The organism is Mycetocola saprophilus (assembly GCF_000718085.1).
In the GTDB taxonomy this organism is placed as follows: domain Bacteria; phylum Actinomycetota; class Actinomycetes; order Actinomycetales; family Microbacteriaceae; genus Mycetocola; species Mycetocola saprophilus.
On the sequence record NZ_JOEC01000003.1, the window covers coordinates 263,137 to 279,861 of the forward strand.

Consider the following 16,725-nt stretch of genomic DNA (forward strand, 5'->3'; position numbering starts at 1 on the left):
CGGGTCACTACTGCAGTCCGAGGCTCTTTGCGGCACGGGCCACAACGTCGAGGGACTTGGGGTCGGCCGGGGCGAGCTTGGTGATCGAGTAGATGCTCTGCAGCACCTTGGATCCGGCCTCGGTGTTGGAGTAGTCGGCCAGGGCCTTGGCGATCTTGTCCTGGAGCTTGGGAGAGAGGTCCTTGCTCAGGGTCACGCCGTCGTTGGGGATTTCCTGGCTCAGGGCGAAGACCACAACCTTCTGGCCCACGTCCGGGGTGTCCTTCTTGACGATGTCGCGGGCATCCCAGAACGAGAAGCCGACCTCGGCGTCACCGTTGTAGACGGCGAGCACGGAGGCGTCGTTAGCGGTGACCGGAAGCTTATTGATGTCGGTGTCGATGTTCAGTCCGGCCTCCTTGAGTGCCAGCATCGGGTAGATGTAACCGGCCGGGGATCCCGGGCCCAGGACCGAAACCTTGGCACCCTTGATCTTCTTGATCTCGTCGAGTCCGGCCGGGCCCTTGAGGGCGTCGGCACCGTTGCAGAACAGCTTGCCGTCGCGCTCGACCGGCTTGTCCTTGCAGTACTTATCGGGGTTGTTGGTCATGAACTGGGCGGGGTAGCTGATGTTGCCGTTGCGCTCGGTCTGCAGCACGGTCTTGGCACCGTACTTGTCGCTGGCCTGCCACAGCTGCAGCGAGGGCAGGAAGCCGATCTGGGCCTGACCTGCACCCATCGCCTCGACGGCGGCCTGGTAATCCTTGGACACAACGCCGTGGACGGTGATGCCGAGTTCCTTGGTCAGGAAGTCGGTCAGCGGGGCGGCGGTGTCGACCAAACCGGACTGGTCCTGCGAGGGAACAAGCGCGAGGGTCAGCTCGGTGGGGTCCTTGATGGCTTCGGGTGAGGCGGAGGATCCGGAGCCGGCGTTAGCCGAACAACCGGTCAGGACGATGGCCGCGGCACCGATCAGGGCCAGGGCGCTCAGGGACTTCTTCAGCATGGTTATGCCTTCCAATATGGGGTGTGAGAGGGAGGGGGTGAGGTTTAGTGGGCGGCGATGAATTCGCCGCGGGCCCAGGCGAGCAGCTCGGGGTAGAGGCTCTCCAGGCGTTCGGCCGCGAGGTCGGGGGTGGCCTCGGCGGGACGGCGGGTGCCAACCAGGGCCGTGTGGTGGCCGCGCTGGTGAATCGGGGCGAGGTCGTTTTCCCAGATGTCGCCGATCGAGAGGACCGGTCCGCGTTCGGCTGCGGCGGCCGATTCGGCAGCGGGGGCGTCCCGATCGGAGGCGTTCTGGTGCCCGGCCTCGACGGTGAATCGTTCGGGCAGCGGGCTCGCGCTCAGCTCATCGAGGATGACCGGGAACCCGGCGGGCTTGCCGGCCTGGGTGACAACCCGGTCGAACAGCGGTGCGAGGCCCAGGGTCTGCAGGACCCGGTCGATGCCCGCGGCGGGCGCGTTGGTGACCAGGACGATCTCGGCGTGCGTCCGGGCCTGTTCCAGGAACTCCCGGAATCCACGCGGGGCGAGGATCGGTGCTTCGGCACCGCCGAGCACGCTGCGCGAGTGCAGATAGGCGGCGGAGAGATCCTCCTCGCCGACACCGAGGAGGCGGGCCGCCCGGGCGACCCGGTCGTAGCCGTCCAGGGCTTCGGGATCGGTGTGCTCATCCAGGACCCGGGTCAGGAAGTCTGCGCGCCGTTCGGCGGGGATTCCGGAGGCCGCGGCGACGGCGTAGGCTCGAACCGGACCGGTGCCGAGGGCAACGGTGCCATCAAAGTCAAAAATCAGGGTGGGGGTGGGGATCACAATTCTCCTCGTGGACGATGCGTCCAGACTAAGAAGTCAAAATGGACGAAATGACCACGAGTGGGTGAACGGGTCGTGAACGTGTGACGGCCGAACGGCGTGAGCGGGCGGTCACCCAGCATGCTCCACCTAGCATGAGTTCATGAAGCACTTCTTCGGCACCGCGGCATCGCGCACCACCGCCCTCGCGCCGTCCCCGACCGACGGGTCCGCGGCGCACTCCGCGCTGCGTACGAACCCCACGGACACCGCCGCCCTGCACACCCACCTGCAGGACCTGTCGCTCCACCTCACCGCGCTGGCCGAAGCCACCCCGCTCAGCCTCGCCGAGGATCTCTTCCGCGCCCAACCCTGGCTTGCCGATGCCCTGGACCGCGACCGCGCCGCCGGCGTCTTTGCCCACTGGGGTCGTTCCACCGCGGTCGATGAGAACGTGGGATCCGCGGTGCTCGCCGCTCCGGTCCTCAACGTTCTGAGCGCTCGCGCCGGGCTCCCCTCCACCGCGCCCGAGGCCAACGCCGGTCTCCTACACGTATACGGCTACCTGTATGCGCCGGTGCAGACTCCCTATGGCACCAAGCGTGAACGGTGGATCGACGGCGAGCTCGCCGGAGCGCTCGGCCTGCCGGCGACCCACTTCCGCCCCGAGGACGGAGAATCCACGCCGCTGGCCCGCCTCACCGAGGTGCTGCTGCCGCTGTTCTCGGGCGGTCCACGCCGGGGGGACCTGCTGCGCCTGCGCGAGCAGATCACCCCGGGCCTGGCCGCCCACACCCTGCTCTACCAGGCACGGCCCGGCTCCCCCGGACACGCAGCACTGGCCTATGCTCTCGAGGATTCCCGCGGCATCCACCTGGTCACCGCGTTCCCCTACGCCGGCTCGGCGGGCGAGCTGTGCTCGGTGCACGTGTCGGCACCGCCGCGACTGCGCTACAACGCGCTGACTCCCTAAACCCCACGGGCATGCATACGCCGGGTACCCACCCCCGTGGGTACCCGGCGCAATCATGGTTTATTCGCGTGCGGCGTCGCGGGCCCGGCGGACCCCCATCGCAAACACCCGAACCACTAACGCGATCATCCGAACGCCCGGGCGATCCGAATGCGCGCCTCGGCCAGCTGGCCCGAAAGCTCCAGCGGCAACCGGTTCCCGACCCCACCAAAAAACTCAGCCTCGCGCTCGACCTCGTAGCGCCACTCGACCGGGTCCACCGTCAGCAGCTGGCTGAGGCGGTCCGCGCCCAGCCCCTCGGCGGCGATGTCCGCGGCGAGCGGGACCGCACCGATGGCCGTCTCGTTCGCCTCGGCCTCGCCGGTGATACGCCCGGCGATCCAGGCAAGAACCCGCGCATTCTCGGTGAATCCCGGCCAGAGGAACCCGCCCTCGGCGTCGCGTCGGAACCAGTTGACCCGGTACATCCGCGGGGCCAGCTCGGGATCCAGCTGCTCGCCGATGCGCAGCCAGTGTGCCCAGTGATCGGCCACGTGGTACCCGCAGAACGGGAGCATCGCGAAGGGATCGCGGCGCACGATGCCGGTGGCACCCTCGGCCGCGGCCGTGGTTTCGCTGGCGATCGTGGCACCGAGGTAGACCCCGTGCGCCCACCCTCGCGCCTCGGTGACCAGGGGCACGGTGCTCGCGCGGCGTCCACCAAACAGGATCGCGTCCACCGGCACGGCCTCGCCGATGTTCTCGGCAGCGGTCGGGCAGTGCTCGGCGGCCACCGTGAAGCGGGCGTTGGGGTGTGCGGCCGGGGTCCCCGAAGACTGGTCCCACGGGTTACCCTGCCAATCGGTCAGCCCCGCGGGCGGCACGTCGGTCAGGCCCTCCCACCATACGTCCCCCTCGGCCGTCAGCGCGACGTTGGTGAAGATCGTGTGCGCGGCCAGCATCTCGATGGCCGCCCGGTTGGTCTTGGCATTGGTCCCCGGCGCGACCCCGAAGAATCCGGCCTCGGGGTTGATCGCCCAGAGCCGACCGTCCTGCCGCGGCTGAAGCCAGGCGATGTCGTCACCGAGGGTTTCCACCCGCCAGCCGGGCAGATCCGGGCGCAGCATGGCCAGGTTCGTCTTGCCGCAGGCCGAGGGGAAGGCCCCCGCGATGTGGAATGCACGGCCCTCGGGCGAGATCAGCCGCATGAGCAGCATGTGCTCGGCCAGCCAGCCCTCGTCCCGGCCCTGAACGCTGGCGATCCGCAGCGCAAAACACTTCTTTGCCAGCAGCGCGTTTCCGCCGTAGCCGGAACCGAAGGACCAGATTTCGCGAGTCTCGGGGAACTGAACGATGTACTTCTCCGGGTTGCAAGGCCAGGCTACATCGGCCTCGCCGGGCAGCAGCGGCGCACCCACCGAGTGGATCGCGCGCACCCAGTCGGCACCGCGTTCGATCTCGTCCAGCACCGCGGATCCGGTCCGGGTCATGATGGTCATCGAGAGCGTCGCGTAGCCCGAATCGGTGAGCTGCACACCCACCCGGGAGAGCGGACCGCCCACCGGCCCCATGCTGAACGGGACCACAAACATCGTGCGTCCCCGCATGCTGCCGGCAAAGCGCGCGCTCAGTTCGGCGCGCATCGCGGCGGGTTCATGCCAGTTGTTTGTCGGGCCGGCGTCGGCGGGGTCCTCGCTACAGATAAACGTGCGGGATTCCACCCGCGCCACATCATCCGGATTGCTGCGGGCAAGGAACGAGTCGGGACGCAGCTCGGGGTTCAGACGGATCAGCTTGCCCTCGGCGACCAGCTCCTCCTGCAGCTCGGTGACCTCGGCCGGCGTTCCGGTCCACCAGACCACGCGGTCGGGGCGGGTGTGCGCGGCGATCGTGGCGACCCACTCGGCGAGCGCCGCCGGCACACCGGCGGCCGCGGGATACGTCGCGGCGGCTCCGGTCGCGGCACCGTCTTGGGCGGCGCCACGGACCGCTTCGGTCTTCGTCTGGGCATCGTGTCGCTGGTCGATCATCGTCATCTCACGGTCTCCTTCGGCCGAGTGGATGCGGTGTAAGTTTCACCACTAACCCCATCCTGCGCGCGAAAATCGAAGAAAACGGCTGTAATTTGGTGTTAAGAACCGTGATTCTTTCCCTATGATGAAGAGATGACCGGTATCTCCGCAGATCTTGCGACCCTTGGCAAACGGATTCGACACTTCCGCACCGCCCGCGGCCTGACCCTCGATCAACTCGGGGAATCGGTGGGCCTGGCCGGAAGCCAGCTCTCGCTGATCGAGAACGGCAAGCGTGAACCCAAGCTCTCCTCCCTCCAGCAGATCGCCCAGACCCTGGGCCTCAACCTGGCCGACCTGCTCACCTCGGAGGCTCCGTCTCCGCGGGCCGCGCTGGAGATCGAGCTGGAACGCTCGCAGAAGCTCGGGGTCTTCACCGAGCTGGGACTGCCGCCCATCCGGGTGACCCGCGGCCTGGCCGACGACGCCCTGGCCTCGATCGTCGGCTTGCACCATGAGCTTCAGCGTCGGGCGACCGAGGCGGTGGCCACCCCCGAGGAGGCCCGCCGGGCCAACACCGAACTGCGCGAGAAGATGCGGGCGGTGGATAACTACCTTCCCGACATCGAGAAGATCGCCGAGGAGCGTGTGCGCGCCAGCGGACACACCACCGGGGCCATCACCCACCGCACGGTGTCGATCATGGCCCAGCAGCTGGGGCTCGAGCTCATCTACGTCAACGATCTCCCCCACTCGGCGCGCTCGGTGACCGACCTGGAAAACGGTCGGATCTATCTTCCCCCGGCCTCGATCCCCGGCGGACACGGCCTGCGCTCGATGGCGTTGCAGGCGATGGCCCACCGCCTGCTGGGCCACACCCGGCCCACCTCCTACGCGCAGTTCCTGCTGCAGCGAATGGAGATCAACTACTTCGCCGCCGCCTGCCTGATGCCGCAGACCGCCGCCGTCTCCTTCCTCCAGGCTGCCAAGCGGGAGCGCAACCTGGCGGTGGAGGACTTCCGCGATGCGTTTGGTGTGACCCACGAGGCCGCGGGCATTCGCCTGACCAACCTGATGACCTCGCAGCTGGAAATGCCGCTGCACTTCCTCCGGGTGGATGAGCAGGGTGCGGTGGCCAAGGTCTTCGCCAACGACGGTCTCCCCCTGCCCTCCGATATCACCGGTGCCGTCGAGGGCCAGATCATCTGCCGGCACTGGGCCGCCCGGGCCGCGTTTGAGCGCACCAACCGGACCACCGAGTTCTACCAGTACACCGATACCCCCGCGGGAACCTTCTGGTGTGCCACCCAGACCGGATCCACGGATGCGGGTGAGTTCTCGATTTCGGTGGGCGTTCCGTTCAACCAGTCCAAGTACTTCCGCGGACGCGAAACCTCGATCCGAGCGACCAGCACCTGCCCGGACGCCGCCTGCTGCCGCCGCCCGGCGAAGGACCTGGTGAACCGCTGGCAGGACAAGTCCTGGCCCAGCGCACGCCTGCACGCCCACATCCTCTCCCCGCTGCCCAGCGGCACCTTCCCCGGGGTGGACGACACCGAGGTGTACGAGTTCCTCGAGCGGCACGCGGGCTAGGCACGACATGCTGATTCCCACCGAACCGACCGTCCCGACCGAGTATGTCACCACCACCGATGGGCTGCGCCTGGCAACCTATCGCTACGGGGATCCGAGCGCCCCCACGGTGCTCGCGGTCCACGGCTTCGCCTCCCACGCCTTTTTGAACTGGGAGCTGAGTGGATGGACGCGCGAGCTCACCCGCGCGGGCTTTGGTGTGCTCGCCTTCGACCTGCGTGGGCACGGATCCTCCGATGCACCCTCGGATCCCGCCCGCTACTCCCTGAGCCTATTCGCCGCGGATGCGCGCGCGGTTCTCGCCCACCACGGCGTCCCGCGCGCCCACTACCTGGGCTATTCGATGGGTGCTCGTACCGGATGGCGGCTGGGTAGGGAGAGCCCCGAACTGCTGTACGACCTGGTGCTCGGCGGCATGCCCGAGGGCGACCCGCTCACCACCTTTGATGCCCCCGCGGCCTATGCCTACCGCGACCACGGCACCCCGATCGCGGATCCGCTGACCGCCGGTTATGTCCGCATGGCCGAGGGGGTGCCGGGGAACCGGCTGGACGCGCTCATCGCCGTGGTGGAGGGGGTACGCGGCGGCGAGCACGCGGCCCTGGGGGCGACCCCCACTCCGCCGATGCTGCTGGCCACCGGCGAGAAGGATGCGGTGGCCCCGGGCAGCCGGGCCCTTGCCGCGGATGCCGGGGCGGAGTTTGTGGAGATCCCCGGCCGAGGTCACCTCAACGCCGTGGGTGCCCGCGCCTTCAAGGACGCGGCGGTCGAGTTTTTGGTGCGCCACCGCGACCGGGTTTAGTCCCGCGGAGTAACCTGCCTCGCCCCGCAGTCCCTCGCTTCGAGCGACGATCTCGGGAACGGTGCCCCGGTCTTCCCGGCGGCTGCCTGCCCAACACGGTGCCGACGCGCAAGCCTCGAGCGCTAGTCCTCGTCCAGCTCGCGCAGCAGCTCGTCCAGCTCGTCCCCGCCGGCCATCAGCGCGGTGATCCGCTCGATGCTGGCCTCCTCACGTGGGAAGGCCCCGATCGTACGGCCGCGGCCCAGGATCAGGAATCGATCGGCCACCGGCATCGCGTGACGCGGGTTATGGGTAATGAAGATGACCCCGAGTCCACGCTCACGCGCGTGCCGGATATGCCGCAGCACGAGGGCCGACTGCTTCACCCCGAGCGCCGCGGTGGGTTCATCAAGCATCAGGATGCGCGCGCCGAAGTACACGGCCCGGGCAATGGCCACACTCTGGCGTTCCCCGCCGGAGAGGGTCCCAATGGGCTGGTCAACATCGCGCAGGTCGATGCCCATCCCGGCCAGCTCCCGCCGGGTGATCTCCCGCATCGTGGCGATATCCAGCCGGCTCAGCGGCCCCCATCCGCGGGTGAGCTCCTGTCCGAGGAAGAAGTTGCGCCAGATCGGCATCAGCGGCACCACCGCGAGGTCCTGGTAGACGGTGGCGATGCCGCGCTCCAGGGCCTGCCGGGGCGAGGTTAGCCGCGTGGGGATCCCATCGATCTCCAGGATTCCCGAGTCCGGTGCATGGTTGCCGGAGATGATCCCGATCAGGGTGGACTTGCCGGCACCGTTATCGCCGAGCACACAGGTCACCGAGCCGGCGTGCACCTCGAGGTCCACATCCGCCAGGGAGATCACGTTGCCGTGGGTCTTACCCACACCGGTCAGCCTCAGCAGCGGGGCGTTCATCGGATCCTCCCTCGGGCCGCGCGGCGCTGCAGATAGACGTTGAAGACGGTCGCGGCCAGGAGCATCGCGCCGAGGAAGAACTTCAGCCAGTCGGGGCTCCACTCGGCGTAGACCACACCCTTGAGCGCCATCCCGTAGATCAGTGCGCCGATCGCCGCCCCGATCGCCGAACCGTAGCCGCCGGTCATCAGGCATCCGCCCACCACCGCGGCGATGATGTAGAGGAACTCGTTCCCGATGCCCTCCCCCGACTGCACGGTCTTGAACGCAAACAGCTGGTGCATGGCCAGCAGCCAGGCGCAGAACCCCACGCCGATGTACAGGCCAATCTTGGTGGCGCGCACCGGAACGCCCGAGGCGCGGGCCGCGGCCGGGGCACCGCCGGATGCAAAAATCCAGTTACCCACCCGGGTGCGACGCAGAATCCACGTCGCGATGATCACCAGCGCGATCCAATAGAACACGGTGATCTTGATCGTGATTCCGAACACGGGCACGTCGGCGGCAAAGATCTCTCGGCCCAGCTCATAGCCCGGCGCCGCCTCGATCGAGGGGGTTGCGACGCCGCCGGTCAGCATTCGGGTGACACCGAGGTTCAGACCGGTGAGCATGAAGAAGGACGCCAGGGTCACGATGAAGCTCGACAGCCGGGTCCGGGTGAGGAGCCACCCGTTGAGCGCGCCCACGGCGAGCGCGGCGATCAGCGAGAACAGCACACCCCACCAGATGTTGCCGCCAAACCAGTAGGCGATCAGCGCGGCGGTCAGGGCACTGGTGGTCACGGCCACGCCGGCCGAGAGGTCCACCTCGCCGCCGATCATCAGCAGAGAGACGCCGACGGCCATGATGCCCACGGTCGACGCACCGTACAGGATGGTGGCCAGCGATGCGGGCTGGGTGAAGACCGGCGACACCGCGGCGAACACCACAAACAGCACCAGGGCCGCGGCGAGCGCCCCGATCTCGGGACGGACAAACACGCGCTCAAACAGCCCGCGTCCGCGCACCCGCTCGTCGCGAATCAGGTCACCGGTACTCAAATTAGCGGGTACCGTTCTTGGCGAAGCCGGCGATCTTGTCGGCGTCGGCGGAGGTCAGGATCTGCGGTCCGGTCAGCACGGTCTTTCCGCCACCGAGGATGTTGCCGTTGGTCTTGTACAGCCACAGGTTATCCAGCGCCTCGTAACCCTGCAGGTAGGGCTGCTGGTCCACGATGAACTGGATTTTGCCCGCCTTCATCGCGTCCACGGCGTCGGCGCTGAGGTCGAAGGTCGCCAGTTTCGCCGAGCTGCCGGCGTCGGCGATCGCGTCGATCGCGGTCATCGCGAACGGGGCACCGAGGGTGACCACGTAGTCGATGTCGGAGCTGGTCTGCAGCTTGGCGGTGATCGTGGAGGCCACGTTGGTCATGTCCTGACCGTTGACGTAGAGGCGCTCGACGCTGCCGGTGAAGGTTTTGGCGAGGCCGTCGCAGCGGGCCTCGTGGCCCACGTTGCCCTGCTCATGCACCACGCACACGACCTTTTTGGCCCCGAGCTCGTCCAGCTTGGTTCCCGCGGCCTCGCCGGCGATGGTCTCATTCTGGCCGAAGTGGGCCAGCACGCCGAGGGCCTGCCAGGCATCCTCACCGGAGTTGATCGACACCACCGGAATACCCGCCGCCACGGCCGCCTTCACCGCGGAGGCCACGGCATCGGGCTTGGCGAGGGTCACGATGATGCCATCCACCTTCTGATCCACGGCCTGATCCACGAGCTGCGCCTGGCGGGCACCATCGGGGTCGGAGGAGTACAGCAGCTCGGCATGGTCCTTCTTCGCCGCAGCCTCGGCCCCCGAGCGCACGATGTCCCAGAAGGTATCGCCGGCACCCGAGTGGGTGATCATGGCGATCTTCAATTCGGGACCGGAGGAGGTTTCCTTCCCCTCGGCGCCGCCCACCCCCGCGGGCCCCCCACACGCCGCGAGGGTAAGAACGAGTCCGGCGCCGGCCAGGGTGGTCAGGGCGCGTCGGGTCCAGGGGCGCAGGGTCACGGTGGGGATGTCCTTTGATTGAGGGGATGCGGTCGCGCGGGGGAAGACGCGAGCCAGGGTGTTTCGATCCTATCGTCGCGGGGGCGCACACGGTTTCTGCGGTGCACGCAACCGGGTATCCGTGCAGCAGGAGGGTGCTATTCGTTACGGTCTTCGGCCACGCCGCTGCGGCGAACGACCCGGATATTCGCGCTAGGATCGGGGCACTTCATACCGAGGCCGCGCGAGCGGCAGGAAGCGAGGCACCGTGGTGGATTCACGATTTGACCCGGCATTCCAGCGCGGGTTTTCGGGATCGGTGCGTCCGCCCGAGGAGACTCCGGCCCCGCCCACCGTTTACGCCGACCGGGCGGGGACACCCCAAACCTGGGGACATCCGCCCCAGGACTTCCAGGACATCCAGGATTTTGAGTTCGCGATGCCCCCGATCCGACGCCGCAACCCGTGGGTGTTGAGCCTCTGGATCGTGGGCGGTGTGACGTTTGTCTTGGGGATGCTGGGTATCTTCGCTCAGAGCCTGCGCTACGTCTCCAATGGCTACTTCGACCAGGCCTATCCGGATACCCCCAACCCGTGGGATCCGCTCATCCAGATGCTGACCCTGCTGGCCTTCCCGTTCCTCGTGACGGGACTACTGGCGCTCCTCATCGGGCTGGCGGTCAGCGCGATTCGTTTTGACCTGCGGCACCAGGAATCCGCGCCCCGGTTCGGCTCCGCCGAGCGCGGGTAACCGTCGCCGCACTCGGCCCCTCCGGCCGACTCATTCCCGGATGTCCTACCGCCTGGCAGGGCGCGACGCTAGGATCGGGGCAATCACCAACCGATGCCGCGCAGTCGCGGCGGGAAGCGAGCACACGTGGTGGACACGCGTTTTGACCCGGCTTTCCAGCGCGGTTTTACCGGTGCGCCCGCGCCTGCTGCCGAGGAATCTCGCCGGTCAGCTCGGGATTCTCGCACCGATCCCACCCGGGTTCGCCCCCGGGACGGGCGGGAACGGTCGGGGGCCTCCGAGCGGGTGGATACCGAGGTCTCGACGCCCGCTACCCCCGTGGATCCCGCGCGCGAGGGCCGGGCCACACCAACCAGTGCGCACCTGGGATCCCCCCAGAGCTGGGGTCAGCCCGCGTCGCCCGACGCACCGCTTCCGGGGGCCCCAGCGACGGGGCGAAATCCCTGGTTGGTTGTGCTCTGGGTCTTCACCGCGTTGTGTCTGGCGGGCGGGGCCTGGACCGTGATTTATCTCAGCGATTCCAGCAATTCGGGCATGTACGTCGAGTCGTTTAGCGACAGCGTCCGGGAGCAGTGGCAGATTAATGAGACTGTGCGCATGCTCTCCGCGCCCCTGCTGCTCGTGGGACTGGCCAATCTCACGGTCCTCTTCTGCCTATATGCGCTCCGTCGCGATCGTCTTCGTTCCCTCCCCGTTTCCCACCGAGAGGACCTCGCATGAGTCTCCCCCACCCCGAAGCCACTCCCGCCGCCGAAGCGCGCAACCCCGAGGAGTTTCGCGCGGTCGCCCAGCGCATCCTGGACCGGGTGGAGACGGTGATCGATGGCAAGCCCGAGCCCGCCAAACTCGCCCTGATTGCACTGCTGGCCGAGGGCCACGTGCTGATCGAGGACGTCCCGGGCGTCGGCAAGACCGCGCTCGCACGCGCCCTGGCCGCGAGCGTGGACTGCACGGTGGGGCGAATCCAGTTCACCCCGGACCTGCTCCCGGCGGATATCACCGGCGTCTCGATTTACGATGCCGGTCGGGGCGAGTTTGAGTTCAAGCCGGGCGCGGTGTTTGCGCACATCGTGATCGCCGATGAGATCAACCGAGCCTCCCCCAAAACCCAGTCGGCGCTGCTCGAGGCGATGGCCGAACGTCAGGTCACCAGCGATGGACAAACCCACCGGTTGCCGCACCCGTTTACCGTGATCGCCACCCAGAATCCGTTGGACATGGAGGGCACCTACGTGCTGCCCGAGGCTCAGCGCGACCGGTTCATGCTGCGCATCTCGATGGGATACCCCGATGCCGAGGCCGAGATGAAGATGCTGCGCCAGCGCAACACCGCCAACCCTCTCGACAGCATTACCGCCGTGGTTGGCCGGGATGAGTTGGAGAGCCTGATCACCTGGGCGCAGCACGTCTATGTGTCCCCGCTGGTGGAGGCGTATACCGTCGCCCTGATTCGTGCGACCCGGGTTCACCCCGATCTGAAGCTGGGGGCCAGCCCCCGAGCGACCCTGCAGCTGGTGCGCGCGGCAAAGGCACGGGCGGCGCTGGACGGTCGCGATTTTGTCCTCCCCGACGATGTGGCAGCCCTGGTGCTACCGGTCCTGGAACACCGCCTGATTCCCACCCGCAGAAGTGCCGGCGAACACGATGTCCACTCGGGTAGCGCGATCGGCGATGTCCTGTCCGACATCCTGCGCGACACCCCCGTTCCGCACTCGGGTCAGGCGGGCTAGCATGGCCCGCGCGCCGCATCGGCCCTCCCGGCGCAACGCGCGCTTCACCCTCACCGTCCGCGGCTGGGGTCTGATCATCGTGGTCATCCTCGTCTTTGTGACCGCGACGTCCCTGGGCTCGGTGCAGCTGATGGCGGCCGGCCTCCTCCTCGCGACGATCTTTCCGCTGGCCCTGGTGGTATCGCTGTGGCCCCTTGCTCCGGTACGGGCCGAGCGTGTGCTCCCGGTGACCTCGCTGACGGCCGATGACCGGATGCACCTGCGGGTGCGCCTCACCGGTCCCGGGGCGGCGCGGGTGGCGGCCTCGGACTGGCACGACCTGCTCCCCACCGAGGTGGCCGTGGACCTCTCACTTCCGCTCGAATCGCCCGTCCGGAGGCGACTCCCCTCGGGGGATTCGGTTGTTGAGCTGGGTACCACCGTGCGCGCGCTTCGCCGAGGCCTGTATCGGTTGGGGCCGGTCGAGGCCCTCCTCGGAGACCCCTTTGGTGTGATGCGGCTGCGTCGTCACATCGGCGGAACGAGCGAGATTACCGTGTTGCCGCGCCCAGCCGCGCACGTTCCCTTCGGCGGCCTCAGCGGGCAGGGGGTGGACGGTCAGGCCGGCCGGGTAGCGAGGCGCGGCGAGTCCGGGCTCGATGATCCGATCCCCCGGGTGTACCGCCCCGGGGATTCGATTCGGCGGGTGAACTGGCGTGCGAGCGCGCGACACGGGGAGCTGATGGTGCGTCAGGAGGAGGCCACGCCCTCGCCGAGTCTCTTTGTCATCCTGGATGTGGATGCTCGGCACTGGCCCACCCCGAGTGGAGCCGAGGGGTCCGATGCCGCATTCGAATGGGCGGTGTCCCTGGCCGCGACCGCCTCGATTGATGCGGCCCAGCGTGGATGGCAGCCGGTGCTCTGCGCCGGGGGAACTCCGCTGACCTCGCGCGGACTCGACGGCGGTGTCGCCATCGCCGAACCCGCCCTGCTTGAGCTGGCACGCATTCGGCCAACCGCCACCCCGACCTCGATCAGCGGACTGTATCCGCTGGTGTCACAGCGCAACTCGCTGCTGGCGATCCTCGGCAGCCTTACCCCCGCCGCGGCGGCCGAATTTGCGACGCTCGCCGCCTCAATCGACTCGGCAACCGCACTGTTCACCGATGATGTTCCCGCGGATATTTTGACCATATTGGAATCGGCGGGCTGGTCCTGCACCATCCTGCCCGTCCCCGAGGCGGCGCGTGGATCGCGTCTGGGGTGGCACGCATGAGTCACAATGTCACGGATTCTCGCACGGTCTCCGACCGCCTGGCACCGGTGAGCCAGTCCGCGGCCACGCTCTTTGTGGTGGGAACCGGACTGGGTGGTTTCGGCAGCATCTTTGTGGGGGCCTCCTGGATCACCACGCCTCTGGTGATCTCGGCGTTCATGTACGCGGCAATCGCCGCGCTCCTCATCCTGTTCCGCCGCCCGCGGGCCACCGGACCCGGGTGGGTTCGAGCCGTCCTCCCCTGGCTGGTCGGCGCGGTTGTTGGGCTGTGCGGGCTCACCGCCGCCGTGGCACCGGGAACCGCTCTACTGGGCATCATCCCGACCCCCAACACGGTGCTCAGATTCCAAGAGCTCACCCGGACGGGGCTGGTCGATATGGCCTCGGGGGTGGCACCCCTTCGCCCGGATGCCGGATTCTCCTTCCTGATCGCCGTAGCCGGTGTTGTCATCGCCTTTGTGTCGGCCGCGCTGGTCCTGCTAGCTCGCCTGCCGCTGGTCGCGATTCTGCTGGCGATCGCCGTGTACGCGGCACCTCAGTTGGTGACGGTTCCCGCACTCAATGTCTTTTCGTTCGCGGCGCTGGGCTGCGCGATTCTGCTGTTGTTGGCTCTCACCCGTCCCCGGCAGTTCGACACCGAGCGGATGGGGCGGCTGCGTCCGACGGCGATTCCGACGGCCGCCGTGGCGGTAGTGGTCGCGCTGATTGCCGCCCCGACGCTGACCACGTCGATTGCCCCGTCTCCGGTCGCGGTAAACGCCCATCCCGGGCCGTTTGAGAGCGGAATCAACCCCCTCATCACGCTGGGTGAAGACCTACGGCGGGGTTCCAACACCGTGGCGCTCAAGTATGTAACCACGGCCGAGGACGCACCGTATCTTCGGGTGTTCACGATCGATGACCTCGACCGAACGCTGTGGCAGCCGCGTGGCTTTTCCAGCAACCCCAGCGCGACGGTGGATGCGTTTCCGAGTCCACCGGGACTCGCCGCCGAGACCTCACGCACGGAGATCAGCACCACGATCACCATCGATTCACTCTCGACGAACTGGCTTCCGATGCCCTACGCCGCATCAAGCGTCGAAGGGCTTCTGGGTACCTGGCTCTGGGAGCGTCCCGGGCTGTCCGCCTACAGCAACATGTCCACCACCCGCGCGCAGCAGTACACGGTCAAGAGCATCGTGGCCGAGCCGACGGCGGAACAGCTGCGCGCGGCGACTCCCGGCGGCGGTAGCAGCATCGACGATCGATATCGTTCGCTTCCTGATGACATGCCCACCGAAATCCTAGACGTCCTCAGCCAGGTGGTCGCCGGTGCCGACACCGATTACGACCGGGCCATGGCGATGCAGTCATACTTCCGCGATAACTTCACCTACTCGGAGCAGGCACCGGTCGAAAAGGGCTTTGACGGATCGGCCGGGCAGGTTATTGCCAGCTTCCTGGAACGCAAGACCGGGTACTGCGTGCACTTTTCCTCGGCGATGACGGTCATGTCCCGGCTCTTGGGTATCCCCGCGCGAATCGCCGTGGGCTATCTGCCGGGAACCCCCGATACGATCAACGATGCCGGCGATCGCACCTACCGGGTAACCTCTCAGCAGTTGCACGCGTGGCCCGAACTCTATTTTGAAGGCGCGGGGTGGATCTCATTTGAGCCCACCACTAGCCGGGGCGCGCCCGCCCAGTTTGGCGCGGTGGCGCCGACCCCGTCGACGGCTCCGACCACTGCCCCCACCGCCGCCCCGACATCGGCACCCACCTCCGCCCCCACCACTTCGCCGACCTCCGCCCCCACTCCGTCGGCCGGGCCGAAAAGCCCCGGTGCAAACATCTCCGCCCTGCTGTTGGGTCCGGAGATCATCCTCGGAGCGATCCTGGCGCTGGCGCTGTTGTCTGTCCTCGTTGTCCCGGCCCTGCTGCGCCGCTGGCAGCGTGGACGACGGTTTGCGCGGGGAGCACGTACGGGGACCCCGGCGGGGGCCGTGTGGACGGAACTGAACGCGGTAGCCCTCGATTTGGGAATCGAGCACCCACACGGAGAAACCTCGCGCGAGTTTGCCGCACGCCTCGGCGAGTACCCGGGTGTCAGCGCGGATCACCTCGCACACCTCATCGGTGCGCTCGACGCCGAGAGCTACCGTCGTCCCGCACCCTCGACGCAGACACAAGGCGCGAACCCGCGGACCCCACGGCACCCTTCCACCCGGGATCAGCTCCAGACCCTCCCCGCGGGTACCGAGACGATCCGCGCCCTGCGAGAGGCCCAGCCGGCCCGTGTGCGCCTGCGCGCATTCTTCCTCCCCCGAAGCCTGCGTCGCCACTAGCCCAGGCGGAGAGCCCGTGCTCCCTCCCTCAAGCCTGCGTCACCACTATGCCAAGCGGAGAACGCCCAAGAAAGGCTCAGCCCTCACCACCTCAAGTTGGGTGCGCGTAATCGTACGGAGATCGCGGTCCTGGTCGCCCGCTCCGGCCTCGACCACTAACCCACACCCAGAGCCCTGAGCCCTGAGCCCTGAGTTTGAGTCTCGAAGCCCTCGGCCATCCCCTCCCCGGCAAGGCCACCGGCCGCGGCAGCACACCCACACACACACACCCCACAGCCGGGTTAAACACGAAAAGGCCCCGCCCTCCAGGCAAGGCCCACAACCACCACACACACCAGCCTCCCGAATACTCACCACGGGTTAAACACGAAAAGGCCCCACCCTCCAGGCAAGACCCACAACCAGCAACCACACACCACAACCAGCACCAGCACCAGCACCAGTGCTGTTAAACAAGGAAAGCCCCGACCGTAAACGGTCAGGGCTCTCAACCTGCAACACACACATGTGTTGTAAAGAAGTCCGGCTATCGGCCTATTAGTACCGGTCAGCTCCACGAGTCTTTAGTCCTCGCTTCCACATCCGGCCTATCAACCCAGTAGTCTACTGGGAGCCTCACCCCAA

General features: G+C 67.6%; 13 protein-coding genes and 1 rRNA gene. 7 read left to right on the top strand and 7 right to left on the bottom strand.

All coding sequences use genetic code 11. From position 1 onward, the window contains the following. Positions 1–7: 7 nt before the first annotated feature. Positions 8–985: a phosphate/phosphite/phosphonate ABC transporter substrate-binding protein gene (gene phnD / locus IE92_RS0113715; RefSeq protein WP_156027565.1), complete on the bottom strand. Its 978-nt coding sequence runs from the start codon at positions 983–985 to the stop codon at positions 8–10. Positions 986–1,029: 44 nt separating this feature from the next. Continuing rightward, positions 1,030–1,791: an HAD family hydrolase gene (locus IE92_RS0113720; protein ID WP_051701970.1), complete on the bottom strand. Its 762-nt coding sequence runs from the start codon at positions 1,789–1,791 to the stop codon at positions 1,030–1,032. Positions 1,792–1,933: 142 nt separating this feature from the next. Here IE92_RS0113720 and IE92_RS0113725 point away from each other — a divergent pair, with 142 nt between their 5' ends. Beyond that, the gene (locus tag IE92_RS0113725) at positions 1,934–2,743 is read left to right on the top strand and encodes a hypothetical protein (protein ID WP_051701971.1); all 810 of its coding nucleotides are present in this window, start codon (positions 1,934–1,936) and stop codon (positions 2,741–2,743) included. Between the two features lie 125 nt (positions 2,744–2,868). Here IE92_RS0113725 and IE92_RS0113730 read toward each other — a convergent pair whose 3' ends face one another. Beyond that, the gene (locus IE92_RS0113730) at positions 2,869–4,758 is read right to left on the bottom strand and encodes a phosphoenolpyruvate carboxykinase (GTP) (protein ID WP_030149079.1); all 1,890 of its coding nucleotides are present in this window, start codon (positions 4,756–4,758) and stop codon (positions 2,869–2,871) included. A 129-nt stretch (positions 4,759–4,887) separates the two neighbouring features. Between IE92_RS0113730 and IE92_RS0113735 the strand changes: the two genes are divergently transcribed. After that, entirely contained in the window at positions 4,888–6,327 is a 1,440-nt protein-coding gene (locus IE92_RS0113735; protein WP_030149080.1) for an XRE family transcriptional regulator, read from the top strand. A 7-nt stretch (positions 6,328–6,334) separates the two neighbouring features. After that, positions 6,335–7,129: an alpha/beta fold hydrolase gene (locus IE92_RS0113740; protein WP_030149081.1), complete on the top strand. Its 795-nt coding sequence runs from the start codon at positions 6,335–6,337 to the stop codon at positions 7,127–7,129. 122 nt (positions 7,130–7,251) lie between these two features. Here the strand turns inward: IE92_RS0113740 and IE92_RS0113745 are convergent, their stop codons facing one another. From IE92_RS0113745 to IE92_RS0113755, 3 genes are read right to left on the bottom strand one after another with little or no spacing between them, the layout of a single operon-like run. After that, on the bottom strand, positions 7,252–8,028 hold the full coding sequence (locus IE92_RS0113745) for an ATP-binding cassette domain-containing protein (RefSeq protein WP_030149082.1): 777 nt from the start codon (positions 8,026–8,028) through the stop codon (positions 7,252–7,254). Beyond that, positions 8,025–9,068 (bottom strand): ABC transporter permease, encoded by a 1,044-nt coding sequence (locus IE92_RS0113750; protein ID WP_030149083.1) that lies wholly within the window; start codon positions 9,066–9,068, stop codon positions 8,025–8,027. Before IE92_RS0113750 ends, IE92_RS0113745 begins: the two co-directional genes overlap by 4 nt. A gap of 1 nt (position 9,069) precedes the next feature. Beyond that, a complete protein-coding gene (locus tag IE92_RS0113755) occupies positions 9,070–10,059 on the bottom strand; it encodes a substrate-binding domain-containing protein (RefSeq protein ID WP_342666432.1) in 990 nt (329 codons plus the stop codon). Between the two features lie 247 nt (positions 10,060–10,306). Between IE92_RS0113755 and IE92_RS0113760 the strand changes: the two genes are divergently transcribed. The 4 genes from IE92_RS0113760 (at position 10,307) to IE92_RS0113780 (ending at position 16,101) form a co-directional block, all read left to right on the top strand. Further along, on the top strand, positions 10,307–10,789 hold the full coding sequence (locus IE92_RS0113760) for a hypothetical protein (protein WP_030149085.1): 483 nt from the start codon (positions 10,307–10,309) through the stop codon (positions 10,787–10,789). 716 nt (positions 10,790–11,505) lie between these two features. Next, positions 11,506–12,519 (top strand): AAA family ATPase, encoded by a 1,014-nt coding sequence (locus IE92_RS0113770; protein WP_051701972.1) that lies wholly within the window; start codon positions 11,506–11,508, stop codon positions 12,517–12,519. A 1-nt stretch (position 12,520) separates the two neighbouring features. After that, positions 12,521–13,774, top strand: coding sequence for a DUF58 domain-containing protein (locus tag IE92_RS0113775; RefSeq protein ID WP_030149088.1), 1,254 nt, complete (start codon positions 12,521–12,523; stop codon positions 13,772–13,774). Beyond that, complete coding sequence (locus IE92_RS0113780; protein WP_156027567.1) at positions 13,771–16,101, top strand: transglutaminase TgpA family protein; 2,331 nt, start codon at positions 13,771–13,773, stop codon at positions 16,099–16,101. The genes IE92_RS0113775 and IE92_RS0113780 overlap by 4 nt, the downstream gene beginning before the upstream one ends. A gap of 516 nt (positions 16,102–16,617) precedes the next feature. Here IE92_RS0113780 and IE92_RS0113785 read toward each other — a convergent pair. Beyond that, a 23S ribosomal RNA gene (locus IE92_RS0113785) occupies positions 16,618–16,725 on the bottom strand; the annotation flags it as partial.

Bases quoted from the DNA above. Each gene is read 5' to 3' on its own strand.
- phnD (WP_156027565.1), bottom strand. From the start codon at position 985: ATGCTGAAGAAGTCCCTGAGCGCCCTGGCCCTGATCGGTGCCGCGGCC.
- IE92_RS0113725 (WP_051701971.1), top strand. From the start codon at position 1,934: ATGAAGCACTTCTTCGGCACCGCGGCATCGCGCACCACCGCCCTCGCG.
- IE92_RS0113730 (WP_030149079.1), bottom strand. From the start codon at position 4,758: ATGACGATGATCGACCAGCGACACGATGCCCAGACGAAGACCGAAGCG.
- IE92_RS0113735 (WP_030149080.1), top strand. From the start codon at position 4,888: ATGACCGGTATCTCCGCAGATCTTGCGACCCTTGGCAAACGGATTCGA.
- IE92_RS0113740 (WP_030149081.1), top strand. From the start codon at position 6,335: ATGCTGATTCCCACCGAACCGACCGTCCCGACCGAGTATGTCACCACC.
- IE92_RS0113745 (WP_030149082.1), bottom strand. From the start codon at position 8,028: ATGAACGCCCCGCTGCTGAGGCTGACCGGTGTGGGTAAGACCCACGGC.
- IE92_RS0113770 (WP_051701972.1), top strand. From the start codon at position 11,506: ATGAGTCTCCCCCACCCCGAAGCCACTCCCGCCGCCGAAGCGCGCAAC.
- IE92_RS0113775 (WP_030149088.1), top strand. From the start codon at position 12,521: ATGGCCCGCGCGCCGCATCGGCCCTCCCGGCGCAACGCGCGCTTCACC.
- IE92_RS0113780 (WP_156027567.1), top strand. From the start codon at position 13,771: ATGAGTCACAATGTCACGGATTCTCGCACGGTCTCCGACCGCCTGGCA.